19 protein-coding genes and 1 pseudogene are annotated in these 20,609 nt (G+C 46.4%); 6 read left to right on the top strand and 14 right to left on the bottom strand.

From position 1 onward, the window contains the following. Window position 1 precedes the first annotated feature (1 nt). Both pyrB and EJE48_RS09560 read left to right on the top strand, forming a co-directional pair. Window positions 2–913: an aspartate carbamoyltransferase gene (pyrB, locus tag EJE48_RS09565; RefSeq protein ID WP_118578792.1), complete on the top strand. Its 912-nt coding sequence runs from the start codon at window positions 2–4 to the stop codon at window positions 911–913. A gap of 4 nt (window positions 914–917) precedes the next feature. Then, the gene (locus tag EJE48_RS09560; protein WP_118580344.1) at window positions 918–1,337 is read left to right on the top strand and encodes an aspartate carbamoyltransferase regulatory subunit; all 420 of its coding nucleotides are present in this window, start codon (window positions 918–920) and stop codon (window positions 1,335–1,337) included. A gap of 66 nt (window positions 1,338–1,403) precedes the next feature. Here the strand turns inward: EJE48_RS09560 and EJE48_RS09555 are convergent, their stop codons facing one another. Next, window positions 1,404–1,676, bottom strand: a complete 273-nt coding sequence (locus tag EJE48_RS09555) for a hypothetical protein (RefSeq protein WP_016408507.1) — start codon at window positions 1,674–1,676, stop codon at window positions 1,404–1,406. A 138-nt stretch (window positions 1,677–1,814) separates the two neighbouring features. On the opposite strand from EJE48_RS09555, the gene EJE48_RS09550 reads away from it, so the two are divergent. After that, window positions 1,815–3,056: a bZIP transcription factor gene (locus EJE48_RS09550; protein ID WP_118578794.1), complete on the top strand. Its 1,242-nt coding sequence runs from the start codon at window positions 1,815–1,817 to the stop codon at window positions 3,054–3,056. 61 nt (window positions 3,057–3,117) lie between these two features. Here EJE48_RS09550 and EJE48_RS09545 read toward each other — a convergent pair whose 3' ends face one another. Then, window positions 3,118–3,765, bottom strand: a complete 648-nt coding sequence (locus EJE48_RS09545) for a cysteine hydrolase family protein (RefSeq protein WP_118578796.1) — start codon at window positions 3,763–3,765, stop codon at window positions 3,118–3,120. Window positions 3,766–3,911: 146 nt separating this feature from the next. Between EJE48_RS09545 and EJE48_RS09540 the strand changes: the two genes are divergently transcribed. Beyond that, window positions 3,912–4,658 (top strand): ABC transporter ATP-binding protein, encoded by a 747-nt coding sequence (locus EJE48_RS09540; protein WP_118578798.1) that lies wholly within the window; start codon window positions 3,912–3,914, stop codon window positions 4,656–4,658. Then, window positions 4,648–5,460: an ABC transporter permease gene (locus tag EJE48_RS09535; protein ID WP_306307903.1), complete on the top strand. Its 813-nt coding sequence runs from the start codon at window positions 4,648–4,650 to the stop codon at window positions 5,458–5,460. The genes EJE48_RS09540 and EJE48_RS09535 overlap by 11 nt, the downstream gene beginning before the upstream one ends. 198 nt (window positions 5,461–5,658) lie before the next feature. Here EJE48_RS09535 and EJE48_RS09530 read toward each other — a convergent pair whose 3' ends face one another. Both EJE48_RS09530 and EJE48_RS09525 read right to left on the bottom strand, forming a co-directional pair. After that, window positions 5,659–7,038, bottom strand: coding sequence for an ATP-binding protein (locus tag EJE48_RS09530; RefSeq protein WP_160117348.1), 1,380 nt, complete (start codon window positions 7,036–7,038; stop codon window positions 5,659–5,661). A gap of 313 nt (window positions 7,039–7,351) precedes the next feature. Next, window positions 7,352–8,011, bottom strand: a complete 660-nt coding sequence (locus tag EJE48_RS09525; RefSeq protein ID WP_124984529.1) for a YigZ family protein — start codon at window positions 8,009–8,011, stop codon at window positions 7,352–7,354. 128 nt (window positions 8,012–8,139) lie between these two features. Between EJE48_RS09525 and EJE48_RS09520 the strand changes: the two genes are divergently transcribed. Then, window positions 8,140–8,319 (top strand): hypothetical protein, encoded by a 180-nt coding sequence (locus EJE48_RS09520; protein WP_118578804.1) that lies wholly within the window; start codon window positions 8,140–8,142, stop codon window positions 8,317–8,319. A gap of 61 nt (window positions 8,320–8,380) precedes the next feature. On the opposite strand, the gene EJE48_RS09515 is transcribed toward EJE48_RS09520, so the two are convergent. From EJE48_RS09515 to EJE48_RS12875, 10 genes and pseudogenes are all read right to left on the bottom strand, one after another. Then, entirely contained in the window at window positions 8,381–9,124 is a 744-nt protein-coding gene (locus EJE48_RS09515; RefSeq protein WP_124984528.1) for an amidohydrolase family protein, read from the bottom strand. A gap of 3 nt (window positions 9,125–9,127) precedes the next feature. Next, window positions 9,128–9,643: an ECF transporter S component gene (locus tag EJE48_RS09510; protein WP_124984531.1), complete on the bottom strand. Its 516-nt coding sequence runs from the start codon at window positions 9,641–9,643 to the stop codon at window positions 9,128–9,130. A gap of 323 nt (window positions 9,644–9,966) precedes the next feature. Next, the gene (gene clpB, locus EJE48_RS09505; protein WP_118578810.1) at window positions 9,967–12,552 is read right to left on the bottom strand and encodes an ATP-dependent chaperone ClpB; all 2,586 of its coding nucleotides are present in this window, start codon (window positions 12,550–12,552) and stop codon (window positions 9,967–9,969) included. 280 nt (window positions 12,553–12,832) lie between these two features. Further along, window positions 12,833–13,696 carry a DUF2971 domain-containing protein gene (locus EJE48_RS09500; protein ID WP_016408518.1) on the bottom strand — a complete coding sequence of 288 codons (864 nt, stop codon included), beginning with the start codon at window positions 13,694–13,696 and terminating at the stop codon, window positions 12,833–12,835. Window positions 13,697–13,718: 22 nt separating this feature from the next. Then, a complete protein-coding gene (gene ppk1, locus EJE48_RS09495) occupies window positions 13,719–15,827 on the bottom strand; it encodes a polyphosphate kinase 1 (protein ID WP_016408519.1) in 2,109 nt (702 codons plus the stop codon). Continuing rightward, on the bottom strand, window positions 15,797–16,699 hold the full coding sequence (locus EJE48_RS09490) for a Ppx/GppA phosphatase family protein (protein WP_016408520.1): 903 nt from the start codon (window positions 16,697–16,699) through the stop codon (window positions 15,797–15,799). The genes ppk1 and EJE48_RS09490 overlap by 31 nt, the downstream gene beginning before the upstream one ends. A 212-nt stretch (window positions 16,700–16,911) precedes the next feature. Then, window positions 16,912–17,076 carry a hypothetical protein gene (locus EJE48_RS09485; RefSeq protein WP_118578812.1) on the bottom strand — a complete coding sequence of 55 codons (165 nt, stop codon included), beginning with the start codon at window positions 17,074–17,076 and terminating at the stop codon, window positions 16,912–16,914. A gap of 12 nt (window positions 17,077–17,088) precedes the next feature. Continuing rightward, window positions 17,089–19,854 (bottom strand): magnesium-translocating P-type ATPase, encoded by a 2,766-nt coding sequence (mgtA, locus tag EJE48_RS09480; RefSeq protein ID WP_118578814.1) that lies wholly within the window; start codon window positions 19,852–19,854, stop codon window positions 17,089–17,091. 24 nt (window positions 19,855–19,878) lie between these two features. Continuing rightward, window positions 19,879–19,974 (bottom strand): annotated as a pseudogene (locus tag EJE48_RS12880) (DUF3784 domain-containing protein); the annotation flags it as partial. A 132-nt stretch (window positions 19,975–20,106) separates the two neighbouring features. Continuing rightward, a complete protein-coding gene (locus tag EJE48_RS12875) occupies window positions 20,107–20,607 on the bottom strand; it encodes a winged helix-turn-helix domain-containing protein (RefSeq protein WP_016408523.1) in 501 nt (166 codons plus the stop codon). Window positions 20,608–20,609 lie beyond the last annotated feature (2 nt).

Raw genomic sequence — 20,609 nt, 5'->3', positions numbered from 1 at the left:
CATGAGAAGCCTCATTGATATTGTAGACCTGACGGTAGAAGAAATCGATGATTTGATTACCACCGCCAATGATATTATTGCAAATCCCGATAAATATGCAGAAAAGTGCCACCGCAAAAAACTGGCGACGCTCTTTTTTGAGCCTTCCACCCGTACGCGTCTGAGCTTTGAAGCGGCTATGCTGGAGCTTGGCGGCAGTGTGATTGGCTTCTCCGGTGCAAGCAACAGCTCCGCCTCCAAGGGCGAAAGCGTTTCCGATACGGTGCGTGTGGTTGGCTGCTATGCCGATATCATTGCCATGCGCCACCCCAAAGAGGGCGCACCTATGATTGCATCCATGCGCTCTCCGGTGCCTATCATCAATGCCGGGGACGGCGGACATAATCACCCTACCCAGACCTTGGCTGACCTCTTGACGATTCAGCGGGAAAAGGGCTCCTTTGAAAACCTGACCATCGGGATGTGCGGTGACCTGAAATTCGGCAGAACCGTACATTCTCTGATTCATGCCATGCGCCGTTATAAAGGTGTGAAATTCATCCTGATTTCCCCTGAGGAGCTGAAGGTTCCGGAATACATCATTCAGGAATTAGACCATGAGGGCATCCCCTATGAGGAAACCACAAGCCTTGAGGATGCAATGCCCTCTCTGGATATTCTCTATATGACAAGGGTACAGCAGGAACGCTTCTTCAACGAAGCGGACTATGTCCGTCTGAAGGATAGCTATATTCTGAATCCGGATAAGCTGGCAACCGCAAAAAAGGATCTCTGCATCATGCACCCTCTGCCCCGTGTCAATGAAATTTCCGTTGCAGTGGATGATGACCCCAGAGCCTGCTATTTCAAGCAGGTGCTGAACGGCAAATATATTCGCATGGCTTTGATTCTGAAATTACTGGAGGTGGCGTAACATGATGAAGGTAACCGCAGTGAATAACGGTGTGGTCATTGACCATATCACCGCAGGCAAATGTATGAAGCTGTATCAGTTTCTGGATTTAGACCACGTTGATGCAACCATTGCGCTGATTAAAAATGCGCCCAGCCAGAAAATGGGCAAAAAGGATATCATTAAAATTGATACCGAGCTGGAACTGGATTTGGATGCGCTGGGCTATATTGACCCCAACGTAACCATCAATATCGTAAAGGACGGCGTTTGTGTGAAAAAGGTACATCCGCAGCTGCCCGAACGGCTGACGAATATCATCCAGTGCAAAAACCCTCGCTGCATCACCTCTGTGGAGCAGGAGATTCCCCATATCTTCAAGCTGACAGACAGGGAAAAGGGCGAATATCGCTGCATTTACTGCGAATCCAAGGCAAAAAATTAACCTAAGTCGAAATCAAGCTTTCGACTTGTTTAAAAAAGGGTATCGACACAGTCGATACCCTTTTTCTCATTCTTCTATTTTATCTTCTATTTTATTCTGTTCCTTTTGCAGCTTATTCCGCTGAAGCCCATAAATCACCAATAAAATAATCCCTAGAAATCGACCGCCTCTGCCAAGCAGCAGAAAAACGATCGGCAGAATCATTCCCTTCCACCATTCCTCTTTTTGGGCAAGCCGCCATTCCAGATAGCAGATTGCAGCATAAATCAGAAGCATCACCAGAATGATTGCACATACATAAAGTGTACCGGACATCCGAAATGTATCTAACATGCTCATAAAAATCCCCCTTTCTGCCTTTCCTATCTCAAACATACCATAGTTTCCACAAAAAAGCAATTCTTTCCCCGTTTTCTTTATGATACATTTCCCTTTCCCTGCATAAACTGTTATGAAAAACCTATAGGGAGCGTTTCCATGCAGAATCCGTATGTAAAATATCTGAAAACGAAGAATGGCTATTTCTATCTTTTTTATTATGAACACGGCAATATTTTCTGTCGCAGCTTTTCCCATGACGGCTGGACAGTGCCGCAGAAAATCGCGGAGAAAGCCTCTCCTGTTTTTTCCGTCTGCCAATATGAAGCTATCACCTATCTGCTCTATTCCGGCGGCGAAGGGCAGCTTTATCTGGCATCCTCTGCCGATTTTGCCAGCTGGGAGCACCGCCCCCTGCGAAATGGCACCTCCCCCACCGACCGCACAAGGTTTTTCCTTCTGCCAAGCAAGGAGGCCTTCCATATTATTTACCACCTGCCAACAGAAGCAACCGGCGTGGATTCCCTTGTTTACAGCGTCTTTCGCAATGGGCAATGGGAAAAGCCCTATCAGATTGACCGCTTCCTGTCGTTGAAGCAAACACCCTTCCTCGCCAGACGGCTGAGTGATGCGCATATCATCTTGTATTACCGCACCGGCAGAAACGTCCTCAGCGCAAGAGAAATGCTCTTGACCCCCTATACCATCGGCAGTGTCACGCCGCTGATTCAGACCCCCACCCCTTGCACCGACCTCTCCATCATCAACGATACCGAAAGAATCCATATTCTCTATATTGTTCGCAATATGTTCCGCACGCAGGTGGTCTATCAATATAAGCATACCGTCGCCATCAGTACGCCGCGCATCCTCTGGGAGGATACGAACTGCGAAAACTGCCTTGCCTATCAGGAAAACGGCAGACTGATTCTCATGTGGACGGCAAACGGACAGCCATTTCGCTGTATCTCCGAAAACGGCGGTGCCTCCTTCGGCGCGGTGGAGCGCTATATGGAAAAATTCCCTGCCTACTGCATAAAAGGCGAGCTGCTCGGCGCAAATGATGCAGCACTGAACGCGGCGGAGTGCTATGGCAACGGACAGCATGGCTTTCTGCCTGCGGTGTTTGCCCCCTCTCCCCTGCCCGAAGCACCAAAGGCGGCAAAGCAGGCGGAGGAAGATGACTATTCCAAGGCATACACCGCGTTACAGGCATCCCATAAAAAGCAGATAGAGGAATTTTCCGTTCTTCTGGAGCAAAGAAGTGATGAAATTGCCGCTGTCAATGCCCGTTGGAAGACACAGCTTGAAAAAATGGAGCAGGAGCTTTCTGCTCTCCGCATGGAAAATGCGCAGCTGCGGCAATCCTCCCTTCCGGAACAAGCCGAGAAGGAATCCTGATTTTTTGCATACAAAAAGCCCTCCCTACGTTTTTTCGTAGTCGAAGGCTTTTTTATCTTTCTTATTCGGGTGCCGTTTCGTCCTGCTGTACCCTTCTCTGAATTTCTCCTGCAAAATCCGCTACTGCAAAGACATCTGTGCAGAAGGTATCGGAATCCGTAATCACTGCGCCAACCCTTGCCATATCCTCCATATTCACGCGCTGAATCTCCGCCGTATTGGAGGAACAGCAATCCTCAATGATGAGAATATTATAATCCAGAGAAAGCCCGTCATAGCAAGAGGTACGGATGCAGTTCGGGGTGGTTGTTCCTGTCAGAATCACAGTTTTCACGCCCAGACGACGCAGAATTAAATCCAGCTCTGTCTGGAAAAAAGCGGAAAAACGAGGCTTTATAATTGTATAATCCCCCTTCTGCGGTGTAAATTCCGCAGGCACCTCGATAGATAACGCACCCTTGCTGTTGGGTGCAAGGTAACGATTGCCGCCAAGCCAGCTGTCATAGCGTGTAAATTCCACATCACTGCCGTTTCTGCGATAAATGCGGTTCACAAAGAATACCGGAATCCCTCTTTCTCTCGCCTTGCGAATCACCCTGCCGCAGGCAGGCACGCTTTTTGCCGCCTCCTGAATACACAGAGGAGATTCCTTGCTGATAAATGCATTCTCCATATCAATCACAACCAGTGCTGTTGTTTTCCAATCCATATTTATTTCTCCTTTCACATTGTCCTTTCGGAAATACTACCATATTTTTCTCTCTGCGGCTACCCCTTCTTTTTTCTGAGAAATGCACCATTTGTCCCCTTTGCAATATATTGAAAGTATCAAACTCTGCAAAGGAGGTCCTTTCCATGAACCCCATTGTTTCTCTGGAGGATGTCAGCCTCCGCTACCACAGTATCGGCGGAGAAACCTCTGCTGTGTCTCATCTGAGCCTTTCCGTCCAAGCGGGCGAATTTATATCCATTGTCGGGCCTTCGGGCTGCGGCAAATCCACGATTCTTTCCATGCTGGCAGGACAGCTTGCCCCTTCTGAAGGGAGCATTTACATCGGCGGCACGATTGGCTATATGCTCCAGAAGGATTATCTCCTGCAATGGCGGAGCATTCGTTCCAATGCCCTGCTCGGCTTGGAAATCCAGAAAAAGCTGACCCCCGAAAACGTCGCCTATGTTGATACCCTGCTTGCGCAATATGGTCTCGGTGATTTTAAAAACAGCCTGCCCAACCAGCTTTCAGGCGGCATGCGTCAACGTGCGGCACTCATCCGCACGCTTGCTGTCCGTCCCGATATTCTCCTTCTGGATGAGCCGTTTTCCGCGCTGGATTATCAGACAAGGCTTTCCGTTTCGGATGAAATCGGCACGATTATCCGCGAGGAAGGAAAAACCGCCATCCTCGTCACGCATGATATTTCCGAAGCCATCAGTCTTTCCGACCGCGTGGTGGTGCTCTCCAAGCGTCCTGCACGCCTGAAAAAAATCTTCCCTATTCAGTTCTCCACCGAAAACCATACCCCCATGCAGGCAAGAGAAGCCCCTGAATTCAAGGATTATTTCAATGCCATCTGGAAGGAGTTGGATGTTCATGTCTCATGAAAAAGAACACATTTCCAAGGAGCAGACGGCGTATCTGCGCCGCACACAAAAAAGAAAAGCCGCTGTCTGGCTTTTGCAGGCGCTTTTACTTGTTCTGTTTTTCCTTCTTTGGGAAATTGCCGCAGACTGCGGTTGGATTGACCCCTTCCTTTTCAGCCAGCCGACAGAATTATTCGCAACAGCCGTTAAAATGATTCGGGACGGCTCTCTTTTCCTGCATATCGGCACAACGCTCCGAGAAACGGTAATCGGCTTTCTTCTGGGGACAATTCTCGGCACGCTGACGGCAGTGCTGCTCTGGTGGAATCGCTTCATTTCCGATGTAGCGGAGCCATATCTTGTGGTTCTCAATTCTCTGCCGAAAACAGCACTTGCCCCCATCATCATCGTCTGGTTCGGGAATAATCAATCCTCTATCATCATCGTTGCCCTGCTCACCTCGATTGTAGTGACGATTCTTTCCGTACTGAATGGCTTCTTGCAGGTGGATGAAGACCAGATTAAGCTGATTCGCATTTTCGGCGGCACAAAACGGCAGGTACTCACAAAGGTCGTTTTCCCCGCGAATATTCCCTGCATCCTCAATGCGCTGAAAATCAATGTCGGACTTTCCTTTGTCGGGGTCATCGTCGGAGAATTTCTCGTCGCACAGGATGGTCTGGGCTTTTTGATTGTCTATTCCTCGCAGACCTTCGCCATGCGCGTAGTGCTGCTTTCGGTTGTCATTCTGGCAATCCTCTCCGCCCTGATGTATCGTGCCATTTCCCTTCTGGAAAAACAGTTTCACAAATGGCAGGGATAAAAAATGGTGTGTTCCGATAAGAAACCTTGCATACTGAAATGCTGAAAGCTACGGCTACTGCATCAGCTTCCTCTGACAGCCTAAGCCAAAGGATGCCTGTGGGAAACCTCCATGTATCCGCAGTGCTTCCGCTATTTCATTTTCCTCCTGTTTTCTGATCGGGACACACCTAAACATACTTCTTATTTTCTTTTTATTTTATACGCCCTGCAAGGGGCAATCTGCCTTTTCGCAATAGCGTTCCAAAACAGCAATCAATTCTTCCCACACCAGCGGCTTCGGCAAATATGCCGTCATGCCTGCCGCCTTGATTTTTTCGATATCTCCCGGAAAAATACTTGCCGTTACCGCAAAAATCGGAATCCGTTCGGCATCCGGCCGATTCAGACTACGGATACGTCTGGTCGCAGTCAGCCCATCCATCTCCGGCATCATTACATCCATCAGAATAATATCAAAGCTGTTTTCGGGCGCATTTTTGAAAAGCTCCAATGCATCTTTTCCATTTTCCGCCTTGGTGACAACCGCACCTGCCTCTGTCAGTATATATTCTGCAATTTCAAGATTCAGCGTATTATCATCTGCCAAAAGGATATTCACACCGGAAAGACTTGCTAATTTCTTCTGCTGCGCTGCCTCCTTCGGCTTTTCAAATGGCAGCTCCAGTGTAAAAGTGGAACCCTTATGCAGTTGGCTTTCCGCTGTGATGGTTCCGCCCATGCGGTCAACCAAGCCCTTTACGATTGCCATGCCCAAGCCGCTGCCCTGATATTTTGTGCGCGCACTTTCCTTTTCCTGCGTAAAAGGCTCAAATAGCAGTGTATCAATGAATTCCTGCGACATTCCCTCGCCGGTATCACTGATTTTGATTTGCAGAACCACCTGCGTCTCTGTTTCGCGCAGAAGCGTAATTTGGGTCGCAACCAAGCCGCCTGCCTGCGTATAGCGAATGGCATTGGTGTAAAGATTGAAAAGGATTTTCTTGATATGATAGGAGCTGCCAATCAGTTCCTGCTCACATGCCGCCTGCACCTGAAAGGAGAACTCCAGACCGTTATCCGGAAAAAGATTTTTGCTGTTTTCCATCGTTTCTCTGCAAAGCAACGCAAGCCGAAACGGAATCCGCTCCATCTGTATATTACCGGACTGCATCTCATTCATATCCAGCACATTATTCGCAAGAGAAAGCAGTGCCGATGCAGATTTCTCTATCTTTTCTACATTTTCCAGCACCTTTGCAGTATCCGCAGGATTGCTCTCAATGATGTGTGCCATTCCCAGAATCCCATTGATGGGCGTGCGGATATCATGCGACATATTGTGCAGAATCTGCGCGCGTGCTGCCGCAATCTTCCCTTCTGCCTCCAGCTTGGAAATCTCCCGCATCGCATTTTTATTTCTCTGCTGTAAATGTCCGATAACACAGATATTGGCAATCAAGCCTAACAGAACAACGATTAGCTTATCTCTGTTGATTGGTTCAAAATAAATCCAACTATGGTCTATGGAAAAAAAGAACATAGAATAAAGCAAGGTCAGGATGCCGCACAGCGTCCCCACAAGATAGCCACACTGCACCAGAACCGCCGATAAAAACACAAATAATATAATATTAGGATTAGGAATGTTGAACCTATACACAACTGCACACAGCAAAAGCTGTATTGTGCACAATAATACACATTCCCTCCCCCTGCTTAAGCTCTTTTTCATCTTCATTACCCCTTTTTAAAATGTAAAAAGCTGTTCGCACAGGATTTTATTTTAATCTCTGTTACTCACAATTTGCACCACAATATAGTACAATTATACTGGTTTTTTGCACAATTTTCCAGTATAAATTGTTCTTTTTTTAAAACATTATCGTTATTTGGCTAATTATTAAAAAATTTTAATCATTAGACTGCAAAGAAAGCTTCCCCTCCTGCCAAACGCCGTAAACCTCCTCCAAAAGCGTAAACGGCTGTGCGCCGCGGAAGATTTCCGTCATTTTCTTTTCAAAACTATCCGCCGCATCTGTTTCCACCAGAACGATAAATTCCACCTGCTCAGTATAAATCGTATCAAACAGCTCATGCCCATCCTGCAGAATTTCATACTGCACCTTTCCCGAATCGGGATATGCTGCCAGAACGGAATACTTCCGATACAAAACCAGCTCCGCAATCCCTGCCGCAAGCAGCCCCTCCTTCGCAGAATGGCCATACGCACGCACCAGACCGCCTGTTCCCAGAAGTGTGCCGCCAAAATAACGCGTCACGACAATCGCCGTATCCTTGACATCCTCCCCCTTCAGCACGCTTAATACAGGCATCCCCGCCGTCCCCTGCGGTTCGCCGTCGTCACTGAAACGCTGTAATTCGTTTCTCTCCCCAATCTGATATGCAAACACATTATGCGTCGCATTCCAGTATTTCTTTTTCATCTCCTCAATGAACGCCTTTGCTTCCTCCTCGGTTTTCACAGGGCGCACCGTTGCGATAAAGCGCGATTTCTTCTCCACAATCTCTGCCTCCGCCTGCGCCAGTATGGTTTTATATTTTTTCAGCATAAAGTCACCTTTTTTTCTGTTATTTTTTCCTTTTATTTTAACATATTTCCCTGTCCGCACTCAAGTCCGCTTTTGTATGGAATTTTGTTTTTCTGTCCATCCTAAGTCTATCGAAAGGAGAGGATATCATGTTCGGACGAGAATACAGAGATCTGGCAGATTTGCTGTTAAACAACGAGCGTGCAAAGCATTTTTACAAAAGCCTGCCGCAGGATATACAGCAGATACTCACCGAAAACGGCAGTGAAATCCGCACCATGACTGCCCTGCGGCATTTCGCCAAAACTGCGCCGAAAACAGACGATTAACGAAAAAAGCGGCTGACCGAGGAGACCTCGGCTTGCCGCTTTTTTCTTGGTTCTTGGAAAATTATTTTTTATCAAAGCCCATCAGCTTTGCGCAGTTATTATAGAAAACATCCTTTATCTGTTTCTCTGTCAATCCGCTTGTCATAACCTTCATGGCTTCGACTGCCGCAGGATGATAGGGTGCATCCGTGCCGAACATAATGCGGTCAGCACCAACCTCCTCATACGCCTCTCTGATTTTGGAGGGCATCGGCATGCCGCTCATTTCAAGATACAAATTGGGATAACGCTTTGCCATTTTCAGGGTAGCATCAATATATACCCCATGTCCATGCCCCATGTGAATCATGACAAGCTTCACATCGGGATGACGTTCTGCCAGAAGCGCAATGCTCCAGGGCAAAGAATAAGGAGGGTGTCCGCAGTGCATGAAAACGGGAATATTCAAATCCTTTGCCGCCTCCATGATGGGGTCCATCAGCTCTGCATCTGCAACATAGGCATGCTTCAGAGGATTCGCTTTAATGCCCTTGAAGCCCTTATTCTGCACATAATCATAAATCATATCTACCGCCTTCTGCCCGTCATAGGGGTTAGGATATACCATCCCCACAAAGCGGTCGGGGTATTTCTCTACTGCATCCAGACAGATTTCATTCGGTTCAGAGCAAAGCAGTGTTTTTTCGATATTGAATTCATCCATCTGTGCAATCAGCTGCTCTGCGTTAATGGAAAGCTTTGCCCAGCCGCCGAATTCACCAATATGTGCATGCGCGTCTATTTTTTTAAATTCCTTTACATCCATTTTTTACATCTCCCTTAATTTCTGCATAATGCCTGCTTTATTGAACAATACCACCAGAACTGTTGCCAGAACAACGCCTGTAATTGTTTGCGAAGTCAGCCCCGGTACACCGCCGATGGCATACGCCCAATCGAACAGGAAAACCTTAAACACGGTATACAGGATAATCTGTACGATACCGCCCACGATGGAGCCGATCAGCCAGTTTCCTTTTCTGTTTGGCATGATTTTATCAATAAACAACCCCATGACCGTTGCCATGATGTACTTAATGATAAATGTCGGGATAACCCAGTGCATGTAGCCGCCCAGAAGATCGGACAGCGCTGCGCCGATGCCCCCTGCCAACGCGCCCTTTCTGGTACCCAGAATCAGAACGCTCAGGAAAATCATACAGTCCCCCATGTGGGAATAGCCATGCAAAGAAGGAATCTTTACGGTATAAATCCCGATGAAGGTAATCGCTGCCATCATTGCTGTTTTTGTAATGTCTTTGACTGAATAGGTACTGCTGTTCATTTTACTTCCTCTCTTTCTTAACCCTTTCACCTTTTCTTTTGTGAAATCTCTCTGAATTGCTTACAATTCTATCATGGAAAAATACGGTATCCAATCCCTCAGGCATAACATTCCAGAATTGTATGGGTATAATTATACAGAATGTATCGGTGCAATTTTGAATTCACTACACAATCGACTATCTTTTTTCTGTTCGTTATGTTATACAATCTGTAAAATAATTGCATATACTTAGAACCGAAAAATGCCCTCCGCATCACTCTATTGTGACACGGAGGGCACCCTCTTCACGAAACAATCATGGTTTCTATTCTTATTTTCTTTTACAGAACAACGTAGTTCCCATTTTCATCCACATCCACGGTCAGCGTTGTGCCGGGCTCTACCTCATCGGCAATAATCTTTCTTGCCAGCAGGGTTTCCACATGACGCTGTACCAGACGCTTCAGCGGTCTTGCACCAAAGGCAGGGTCATAGCCCGTTTCAATGATGTAGTTCTTTGCACGCTCTGTCAGCTCGCATTTCAGCTGCTTATCTGCCAGTCTGCCATTCAGATCCTTCATAATCAGATCAATGATATGGGTGATGTTATCCTTTGTCAGCGGTTTATAGAATACAATTTCATCCAGACGGTTCAAAAATTCGGGACGGAAGGACTGCTTCAGTAATGCTTCTACTGCCGCTCTTGCGTCCGCTGTAATCTCGCCGTTGGCATCAATGCCATCCAACAGATAAGAGGACCCAAGGTTGGAGGTCAGGATGATAACGGTATTCTTGAAGTCCACCGTTCTGCCCTGCGAATCTGTGATTCTGCCGTCATCCAATACCTGCAGCAGGATATTGAATACATCGGGATGGGCTTTTTCCACCTCATCGAACAGGATAACGGAATAAGGTTTCCGACGAACAGCCTCGGTCAGCTGACCGCCTTCCTCATAGCCGACATACCCGGGAGGCGCACCAATCAGACGAGACACGCTGAATTTTTCCATGTATTCGGTCATATCGATACGAACCATGTTCTTTTCATCGTCAAACAGGCATTCTGCCAGTGTTTTTGCCAGCTCTGTCTTACCAACACCGGTAGGACCGAGGAACAGGAACGAACCGATGGGTCTGTTTGCACTCTGGATGCCGGCACGACTTCTCAGAATTGCTTCGGAAACCTTTGTAACGGCTTCCTCCTGCCCGACAACTCTTTCGTGCAGAATATCCTCCAGATGCAACAGCTTATCTCTTTCGCCCTCCATCAGCTTTGCAACAGGAATCCCCGTCCAACGCTCAATGATACGGGCGATTTCTTCTTCTGTTACTTTGTCACGCAGCAGGGTATTTCTGCCACTGTTTTCCTCTGCAAGGTGTTCCTTCTCCTGCAATTCCTTCTGGAGCTGAGGCAGCTTGCCGTATTTCAGCTCTGCCGCCTTATTCAGGTCATATTTTCTTTCTGCCGCTTCGATTTCGGCATTGACATCTTCAATTTCCTCTCTCAGCTTCTGCACAACGCCGATGGCATCCTTTTCATTCTGCCATTTTGCCTGCAAAGCAGAGAAGTTTTCACGCATTTCAGCCAGTTCCTTCTGGATTTCCTGCAAATGCTCCTTAGACAGCTTATCATCCTCTTTTTTCAGTGCCGCTTCTTCGATTTCATGCTGAATGATTTTTCTCTGGATTACATCCAGCTCGGTAGGCATGGAGTCCATTTCGGTACGAATCATCGCGCACGCTTCATCCACCAAGTCAATCGCTTTATCGGGCAGGAATCTATCCGAAATGTATCTGTTGGACAGGGTTGCCGCCGCAATGATTGCCTGATCCTGAATTTTTACGCCATGATAAACCTCATATCTTTCCTTCAGACCACGCAGAATAGCGATGGTATCCTCAACCGTAGGCTCATTGACCATAACCGGCTGGAACCGACGTTCCAGAGCAGGGTCTTTTTCCACATACTGTCTGTATTCATTCAGTGTAGTTGCACCGATACAATGCAGCTCACCTCTTGCCAGCATAGGCTTCAACAGGTTGCCTGCATCCATTGCGCCGTCCGTTTTGCCTGCACCGACAATCGTATGCAGCTCATCAATAAAGAGGATAATCTTACCTTCGCTCTTTCTAACCTCATTCAGAACGGCTTTCAGTCTCTCCTCAAATTCACCACGGAATTTTGCGCCTGCAATCAGAGAACCCATATCCAGAGAGAAGATGGTTTTATCCTTCAGGCTGTTGGGTACATCCTCCTTGACGATACGCTGTGCCAGACCTTCTGCAATGGCGGTTTTGCCGACACCGGGTTCACCAATCAGAACAGGGTTGTTTTTCGTCTTTCTGGACAGAATACGGATGACGTTTCTGATTTCATCGTCACGCCCAATCACAGGATCAAGCTTTTTGCTTCTTGCCTTTTCCACTAGGTCTGTGCCATATTTCTTTAAAGCATCATAGGTTGCTTCGGGAGAATCACTGGTTACTCTGGTGTTGCCACGGACGGTTGCCAGAATTTTCATAAAGCCGTCTCTGTCCACGTTGTACTGACGGAACAGCTCCTTCAAAGCGGCATTGGGTGCATTGACCATTGCCATAAAGATATGCTCTACGGAAACATATTCGTCCGTCATATTTTCTGCCAGCTTTTCTGCCGCGGTCAGTGCTTTTTCCAGATCAACCGCAACTCTTGTTTCGCCGCCGCTGACACGAGGCAGCCGTTTTACCTCATTCTCCACTGCCTGCGTCAAGCCGTTGACATTGATATTCATCTTCTGCAGCAGTCCCGGAATCAAGCCATCCTCCTGCTGGAGCAAAGCCAACAGCAAATGCTGCTGATCCAACTGCGGATTCCCATATTCAACTGCATTCGACTGGGCGTTTTGAATGGCCTCCAAAGATTTTTGTGTAAATTTCTGTAAGTTCATAACCATTCCACCTTTCAAATGTTTTTTACAAATTCAGGTGATGGGGGATAGCTCCATTCGGGTATCTCCTTATCACAAGACCTATTATATACTGTTAGCACTCGCTTGTAAAGAGTGCTAACAAAAGTTTTTTGTAAATTTTTTGTAACGAAAGAATGAATAAATTATACATATTTTTTCCATTCAACACTTATGCAGCTGTAAAATAGAGGAATTTTTTTTCATTTTTCCGCATCTGAACAGGTGGAAACAAGCCATCTATCACAATTATCCTTTTCCCTTAATATCTTAAATTGATATTGGAAAGGGATACCTGCGCATCATAGCCTTTTTCTGCTATCATATATTCCATACCCTTTTTTGCCAAATCAATATGGTTTTTCGGCGCTACTACAATTTCTTTAATCGGAAGCAATTTATCCGTCAGTTGAATTTGCACATAGGGAATAAGAAAGCCGTCCTTCTCTCTATAAAGACCCGTCCCCTTCTTTTTGAAGATAAACCGATATTCCTGCTCCTCCCGAAAGGCACTGTTTTTGAAAAACATGGCATAAATCGCTGTGATTTTCTGGAATTTTCTGCATGCCTTTTTATATTCCTCACAATCTCTGTTTTTTGCACCTGCCTCGATAATCTCTGAAAAGGAAAGCTGCATTTCATTCGGAATCCCTTCGTTTAAAATTCTGCGAACAATCTTTTTCTGTTCTTCCATTTCATACAGCACCAAGCCATGATACTCAATGGTATTGTTTTCTTCAATGCGTGCAATCAGCCGCTTGCTGTCAAAGCCGATGTTATAGCCGGTTTCATTCCCAAATTCAGACCACATGGTAATGCTGTCTCTGCAATTAGAAAAGGACAGCACGAAATATTCCTTGCTCCTGCCGCCGCCGCAGAGAATATTTTCCTCCAAAACATCCTCTAAAAACATATCGCACAGGGATTTTTCCTCGATTAACTCACAGCAGACCTCACGAATAATCGTTTCAATATAAGAAAACTCCTTGGGGTCATTCAAAAAATCGCTTTTGGTTGCCCAAAAACAATTTGAATGTAAAATCCCGTTGACTCCCTTGCTTTTTGTGTAATGATAAAGAACTGACGCATCAGCGACGTGCTGCAGCTTCACCTGTTTATTTGACATATTCTTTCCCTCTTTCTTCTCCTTACACCCTTGCAAGCAATCTTTCCAGTCTCCACAGGAAACCGTTTTTCTGTATCTCAGATTTTGCAAACTGGATGGGATGGTCAATATAATACTGCTGCACACCAATCTTATCTCTCCCGTTTTTCCCCTTCTTCACATAAGTACCCAAGGAGGTCAATTCTCTTGCCTTCACATTATCCATCAAAATCAAATCCAGATAGAAGGAAAACCAATCCTTGTGCTCCTTGGAAAGAATCGGGGCAGCAATTTCCACCCTGCGCTGCTGGTTTCTTGTCATGATATCTGCCGAGGAAATATAAATCTGCCGTGCCTCTCCCTTGCCAAAGCAATAAATACGGGAATGCTCCAAAAAGCGCCCGACAATGCTCGTCACGCGAATATTCTCGGTTTTTTCGGGAATCCCTGGTAAAATACAGCAAATCCCACGCACGATTAAATCAATCTGCACGCCTGCACAGGAGGCCTCGGATAGCTTATCAATCAAATCCCGCTCTGTGATGGAATTTGTTTTAATGATGATTCTGCCATTCTTCCCCTTTGCAATCTCATTGTCAATCAAGCGAAGCAGTCCCTTTTTCATATCATAGGGCGCAATCAGCAGGCGGGAATAGCTTTCCTCCAAATTCCCAATCAACATATTGGAAAAAAATGCAGCCGCATTTTGTCCTAGCTCCTCATTCGCACTCATCAAGCAAAAATCCGTATAAAGTCCTGCTGTTTTTTCATTGTAATTCCCTGTGCCGATTTGCGTGATGTAGGAAATCGTGTTCCGCTCCTGATATGTAATCAAGCATATCTTGGAATGACATTTAAAGCCCTCCTGCCCATAAACGATGCGGCAGCCTGCCTCCTCCAGCACCTTTGCCCACTCGATATTATTCTTTTCATCGAATCTGGCTCTCAGCTCTACCAAAACCGTAACATTCTTCCCATTCTCCGCAGCCTCAACCAGATACTTTACAACCTGAGAATTTCGTGCCAATCTGTATAATGTAATATTGATGGAAACAACCGATTTATCCCAGGCCGCCTCCTTCAGCAAATTCAAAAACGGCTGCATGGAATGATAGGGATAGAACAGCAAAATATCTCTTTGGCGAATCTGCTGCTTCATCGGCATATCCTCCGTTAAATAGGTAGGCTTTTGCGAATGGAAGGCAGGATAAAGCAAATCCTTTCTATCCTCCGCAAGCTGATATGCCCAAGAAAGCACTGCGGGGCATTTTGCATAATACACCTGATATTTTTTCAAGCCCAATTTTTCAGCCAGCAGCTTCCCTAATTTATGGGTATTCCCTTCCACCTCAAGCCAAACGGGTGCCAAGCGGTCTCTTGCACGTAGCAGCTTAGACATTTGCTCTCTGTAGTCGGGTGCCTCCTCTCCCATTTCGTCATGCTCCAGACTGATATCCGCATTTCTGGTTACGCAAATAATCGCCTGCTCCTCTGCGGTATAAATTTTAAAAATTCGATTTAAATTTTCCAGCACAATCCTTTCTGTTCTTAAAAAGCGAACCCCCTTTTCTGTCGGCAAATAGACCAGAGCAGGCAGTGCATCCGGTACACCTACGATTCCCAAAATCTTCTTTTCTCCCGCGCGCAGCAGTGCCGCCGCATATAATGCCTTATTTTTCAAATGAGGAAACGGATGGGAGCGGTCGATAATTTGCGGACACAGCAAGGGACGAATATTTTTATCAAAATACTCCTGCACAAAGGCTTCTTCCTTTCCCTTTAATTCAGAAATATCCACCTCTGTTATCCCCTGTTTATTCAGCTGCTTCATAATATGCGCATAAGCCTTTTCTCTGCGGCGCAGCATCGGCGGAACCGCCTCATAAATCCTTGCAAGCTGCTCGGCAGGTGTTAAGCCGCTTTTGTTATCCCGCTCATCCGGCTCCACAATGGAAAGGTCAATCAGGGTGCCGACACGAACCATTAAAAATTCATCCAGATTTGTTGTAAAAATCGAGGCAAACCGCAGTCTTTCCAGTAAAGGAACCTCCTCGTTCTCCGCCTCCTCCAGCACTCGCAAATCAAATTGCAGCCAGCTTAATTCTCTGTTTTGCGTATAACTCAAATCGTTGTTTTGATAAACTCTTTCCATAAATAACCCTCTCTTACACCATATTCACTAATGTATAACCGTTCTGCCTTCATTTTTTTCGCCAAGGCCTGCATCAGCAACGCCCCCGGTATAATCGTATGAATCCGATCCGGACATTTCTTCAGCACCGCATCCTTGGCATTGGTATCCCTTTTCAGCAGAAAGGAAACGCATGTATGCAATTCCTCCATTGTAATTTCCCTATGGGAAGCATCCCGCTTTTCCCGCAGATTGATAAGCTCCAGCAGGCTCCTTGCCGTACCGCCGACACCAATCAGCAACGGCTGTGGATGCTCCGGCAATGCCGCCTCCGCAAGATTTCTTTCGATAAACAGCTTCATCTCCTCAATTTCAAGCTTCTTTGGCCAAATTTTTTTGACATATCGTTTATAAAGGTTTAAACACCCAATATTCATGCTCTTGGCATAATAGGGCTTCCTTTCCCGAAAGGCGACAACTTCCGTACTGCCGCCGCCCAAGTCGAAAAGACAGCCATCCGCAAACGGAGAAGCATGAACCGCTCCCGAAAAGCTCAAAATCGCCTCCTCCTCCCCCGAAAGCAATTCTACCTTCAGCCCAACCGCATGAAAAACGCGCGCAAGCACCTGTTCGGAATTGGCAACATTTCGCAGGGATGCCGTTGCAAAGGCATTGATGCTATTAACGGAAATCTCCTCTAGGGAACTGCAAAATTGTTGAAGCACATCAATAAGAACACCAATGCCCTCCTCGGACATTTCCCCCTCTGTGATATAATTGACCAAGCCTGCCGTTTCCTTTTTTGAAAGCAGAACCGTAAATTTCTGTCCTTCGATTTTATATACAGACATCCGCATTGTATTTGAACCGATGTCAATCACTGCAGCAATCATTCTTTCCCTCCTTAATATATATAAAAGATCGCACCCTTCTGCTTCATGGCAAAAGGATACAGTCTTATGATAAGATTTTTTTGTAAAATAAAAGCCCTTCTTTCCGTTAAATGTTTGTAAAGCCAACGCAAAAGCACCCTGCAAAAGGGATGGATACAGCTATATCAAAAAAGCAGAAGGCCTTTTCCAAAAGCGAAAAAGACCTCCTGCTTTTATTTTTCTTTCTTTTGCGTTTGCGGCTTCATGCCCCAAAATACAACATTCATCAGAATAACAATCCCGATTACCACAGCCATGGATACCCAAAAGCCGATATTCAAGCCAAGCCATTCACAGCCTCCGAAAAGCGATACCCAGATTTCTTTCCAATTCATCATTTCCTACACCTCCTATAACAGCTCGCCATAATGACGAACATAGGCTTTTTTCAAGCTGGTTGCCAATATCATATACAGCAGAATACAGGGAATCAAATATGCAAAATATGCAGCGGGCAAAGCCACAAACCCAAGCACTCTTCCGAATGCCGTGAAGGGAATCACTGTCAAAACGGCAATGCCTGTCATGGTCAGAAGTGTCACAGAGGCAGAGGCACGGCTTTGCAAAAACGGCAGCTTAGGGGTACGAATCATATGAATAACCAGTGTTTGGCTCCACATGGATTCCACAAACCATCCTGCCTGGAACAGCCCGATATACCGCGCCTGCATTGCCGCAAGCTCTGCGCCGCTATAGTGTGCCGCCAAGTCATTGAACAAAATCCCCTTCGAGATAAACAGCGGGCAGAACACAAAATACATAAAGATGTAAGTTGTGAAATCAAAGATGGAGCTGGTAGGCCCAATCCAAATCATAAAGCTGCCCACACTGGAGGCATCCCATTTTCTCGGCTTTGCGATAAATTCCTCATCCACATTATCCCAAGGGATTGCTGTGCAGGATAAATCATAAATCAAATTCAGGAAAATCAAATGCACGCTCATCATCGGCAGGAAGGGCAGCAGTGCAGATGCCGCCAATACCGAAAACATATTGCCGAAATTGGAAGATGCTGTCATTTTGATATACTTCATCATATTCGCATAGGTTTTGCGCCCCTCGATGATTCCCTGCTCCAAAACCATCAAATTCTTTTCCAAAAGAATGATATCTGCCGATTCCTTTGCCACATCAACCGCAGTATCTACAGAAATGCCGATATCCGCAGACTTCATAGCGGCGGCATCATTGATGCCATCCCCCATAAAGCCAACCGTATGCCCGTTTCCCCGCAGAACCGAAACCACGCGGGATTTCTGGTCGGGTGTCAGCTTTGCAAAAACATCCGTTGTCTCTGCCGCTCTTGCAAGGGCTTCATCCGTCATGCCGTCCAAATCAGAGCCAAGGAGCATATTGCGTACCTCAAGCCCCACCTGCTTACAAATGGTGCGTGTTACCTTATCATTATCGCCCGTCAAAATTTTTGTTGTCACGCCATGCGCCTGCAATGCGCGAATGGCATCTGCCGTGGATTCCTTCGGGGGATCTAAGAAGGCAAGATATCCAATCAGCACCATATCACACTCATCCTTCACACCAAAAGACTCTACAGGAGAAGGGTTACTTTTCTGTGCTATCGCAAGCACACGGAAGCCTTTTTCATTCAGCTCATCCACTGTTTTCAAAATCCGCCGGCGAACCTCCTTCGTAAGAGGATGCACACTGCCGTCGCACTCTGCATAGGCACAAATGGAGAGCATTTCCTCCACAGCCCCCTTGGTTACCATCTGCGTCTTTCCGTTTTTATCCTGCACCACAGTTGTCAAACGGCGGCGTGTGAAATCAAAGGGAATTTCATCCACCTTCACGTAGTTTTCGGACAAATCCAGTAATCTGGAATCGGTCTCCTCTGCCTCCTCCGTTTTATGAATAATCGCCACATCCATCAGGTTTTTATAGCCTGTCTGGAAATAGCTGTTTAAGTAGGCATGGCGCAGTACTCTTGTATCATCCTCGCCGTTTACATTCCAATGATATTCCAAAACAACTCTATCCTGCGTGAGTGTCCCTGTTTTGTCGGTGCAAAGAATATCCATCGCACCAAAATTCTGAATCGAATTGAGATTCTTCACAATAGTCTGCTTTTTGCTCATCGAAACCGCACCTTTGGCAAGGCAGGTTGTCACAATCATGGGCAGCATTTCCGGTGTTAAGCCGACAGCAATCGAGATGCCAAACAAAAAGGCATTCAGCCAGTCCCCCTTCGTAATCCTGTTGATAAAGAAAACAAGAGGCACCATGACAAGCATAAACCGAATCAACACCCACGAAACCGCATTGACCCCCTTGGTAAAGCTCGTCTCCACAGCCTCCCCTGCAATCGCAGATGCCATAGAGCCAAACAGCGTAGCGTCTCCGGTGCTGACAACAACCGCAGCTGCACTGCCCGAAATCACGTTGCTTCCCATGAATGCAATATTGGTATAATCGATTATACTCTCCTTCTGCACACTTCTGCTCGGTGTTTTTTCGATAGGCTCACTTTCGCCCGTCAAGCTGGATTGGCTGATGAATAAGTCCTTCGCCTCTAAAATGCGGACATCCGCAGGAATCATATCCCCTGCCGCCAAATGCACAATGTCGCCCACAACCAAATCATCCATCGGAATTTCTATCTTTTCCTGCTCTCTGCGAGTAACGGTGCAGGTCGTTGTTATCATTGCCAGCAGCTTTTCCGCTGCATTGCCGCTTCTGGATTCCTGCACAAAGCGCAGTGTGCCGGAAATAATAACCATTGTCAAAATGATGACTACGGTTAAGGGATCAAAGTCCTCCGGCGCGCTCCCCAAAAGTGCAAAATAAGGGAACACCATATCCGTTATGGTGGATACCACAGCCAGACAGAACAAAATCGCCGTAAATGGATTGATAAAAGCACCTGCCAGACATTTCGCCAGAGATTGCTTTTTCTCATGTGTCACTTTATTTGAGCCGTACTTGGTGCGGCTGACCGCCACTGCCTCTGCATCCAGTCCCCGCAGGGTGGTATGCAGGCTTTTCAAAACCTCCTGCACAGGATTGGCAGCCGCAAATTGAATACGCTGGTTCTGCTCATCCCGCAGCACTGCCTTTTCCACCGTCTGCCGCACAGCCATGCGGTTTTCTTTCTTGTTCATTTCTCATACCTCCTTTTTCTGCGATTATTTTCTGTAATACCGATTGCTTTTTTCGATATACCAAACATCAAAGCCTGCCACAATGAACCATGCAATCATGGCAATCGCAAACCAATGGCTTGTAGGTACCATTTCTCTCGGTGCCTTTCACAGAATACAAAAATCGCAAGGAAAATCACATGATTAAAACCTTGCGATTTCCTTGCGATTTAGCAAGAATTTTGGCGGACAAAAATATGCCCGCCAAATTTGTTACACCCGATCATTAAATTTATAGCCAATGCCCCAAATCGTCAGAATATATTTCGGCTCATCCGGATTGGGTTCGATTTTCTTTCGCAGCTTTCGGATGAACGCCATGATATTGCTATCATCCAAAAGATAATTTTCAGACCAAACCGCTTTATAGATTTGCTCCTTTGTAAAAACCTCTCCTCTGTTTTGTGCAAGAAAATAGAGGATTTCAAACTCCTTCGGCGTAAGAGAAACCTCCGCTCCCTGCATCCTCACTCTCCTGCTCTTCGGATAAATTTCCAGCGCACCGATTCGTATTTCATCGGAGGGCGGGAGAGAGGACTCCGCCTCCTTCGAGGTACTCAAAAGCAGTGACGTTGCCTCTCCGCTGAGCATATCATGTATGCCCGAAAGCAAATCCTCCGCACATTCACTTTCCGGCGGCTCCTGTATCAGCTTCTCCAGCAGCCATTGTGCAAGGACAGAATCCATTGAAACAAAACCAATCTTCTTTTTCACGA

Source organism: Anaerotignum faecicola (assembly GCF_003865035.1).
Lineage (GTDB): Bacteria > Bacillota > Clostridia > Lachnospirales > Anaerotignaceae > Anaerotignum_A > Anaerotignum_A faecicola.
The sequence above is the reverse complement of the archived record's forward strand: the minus strand, read 5'-3'. Positions and strand labels throughout refer to the sequence as shown.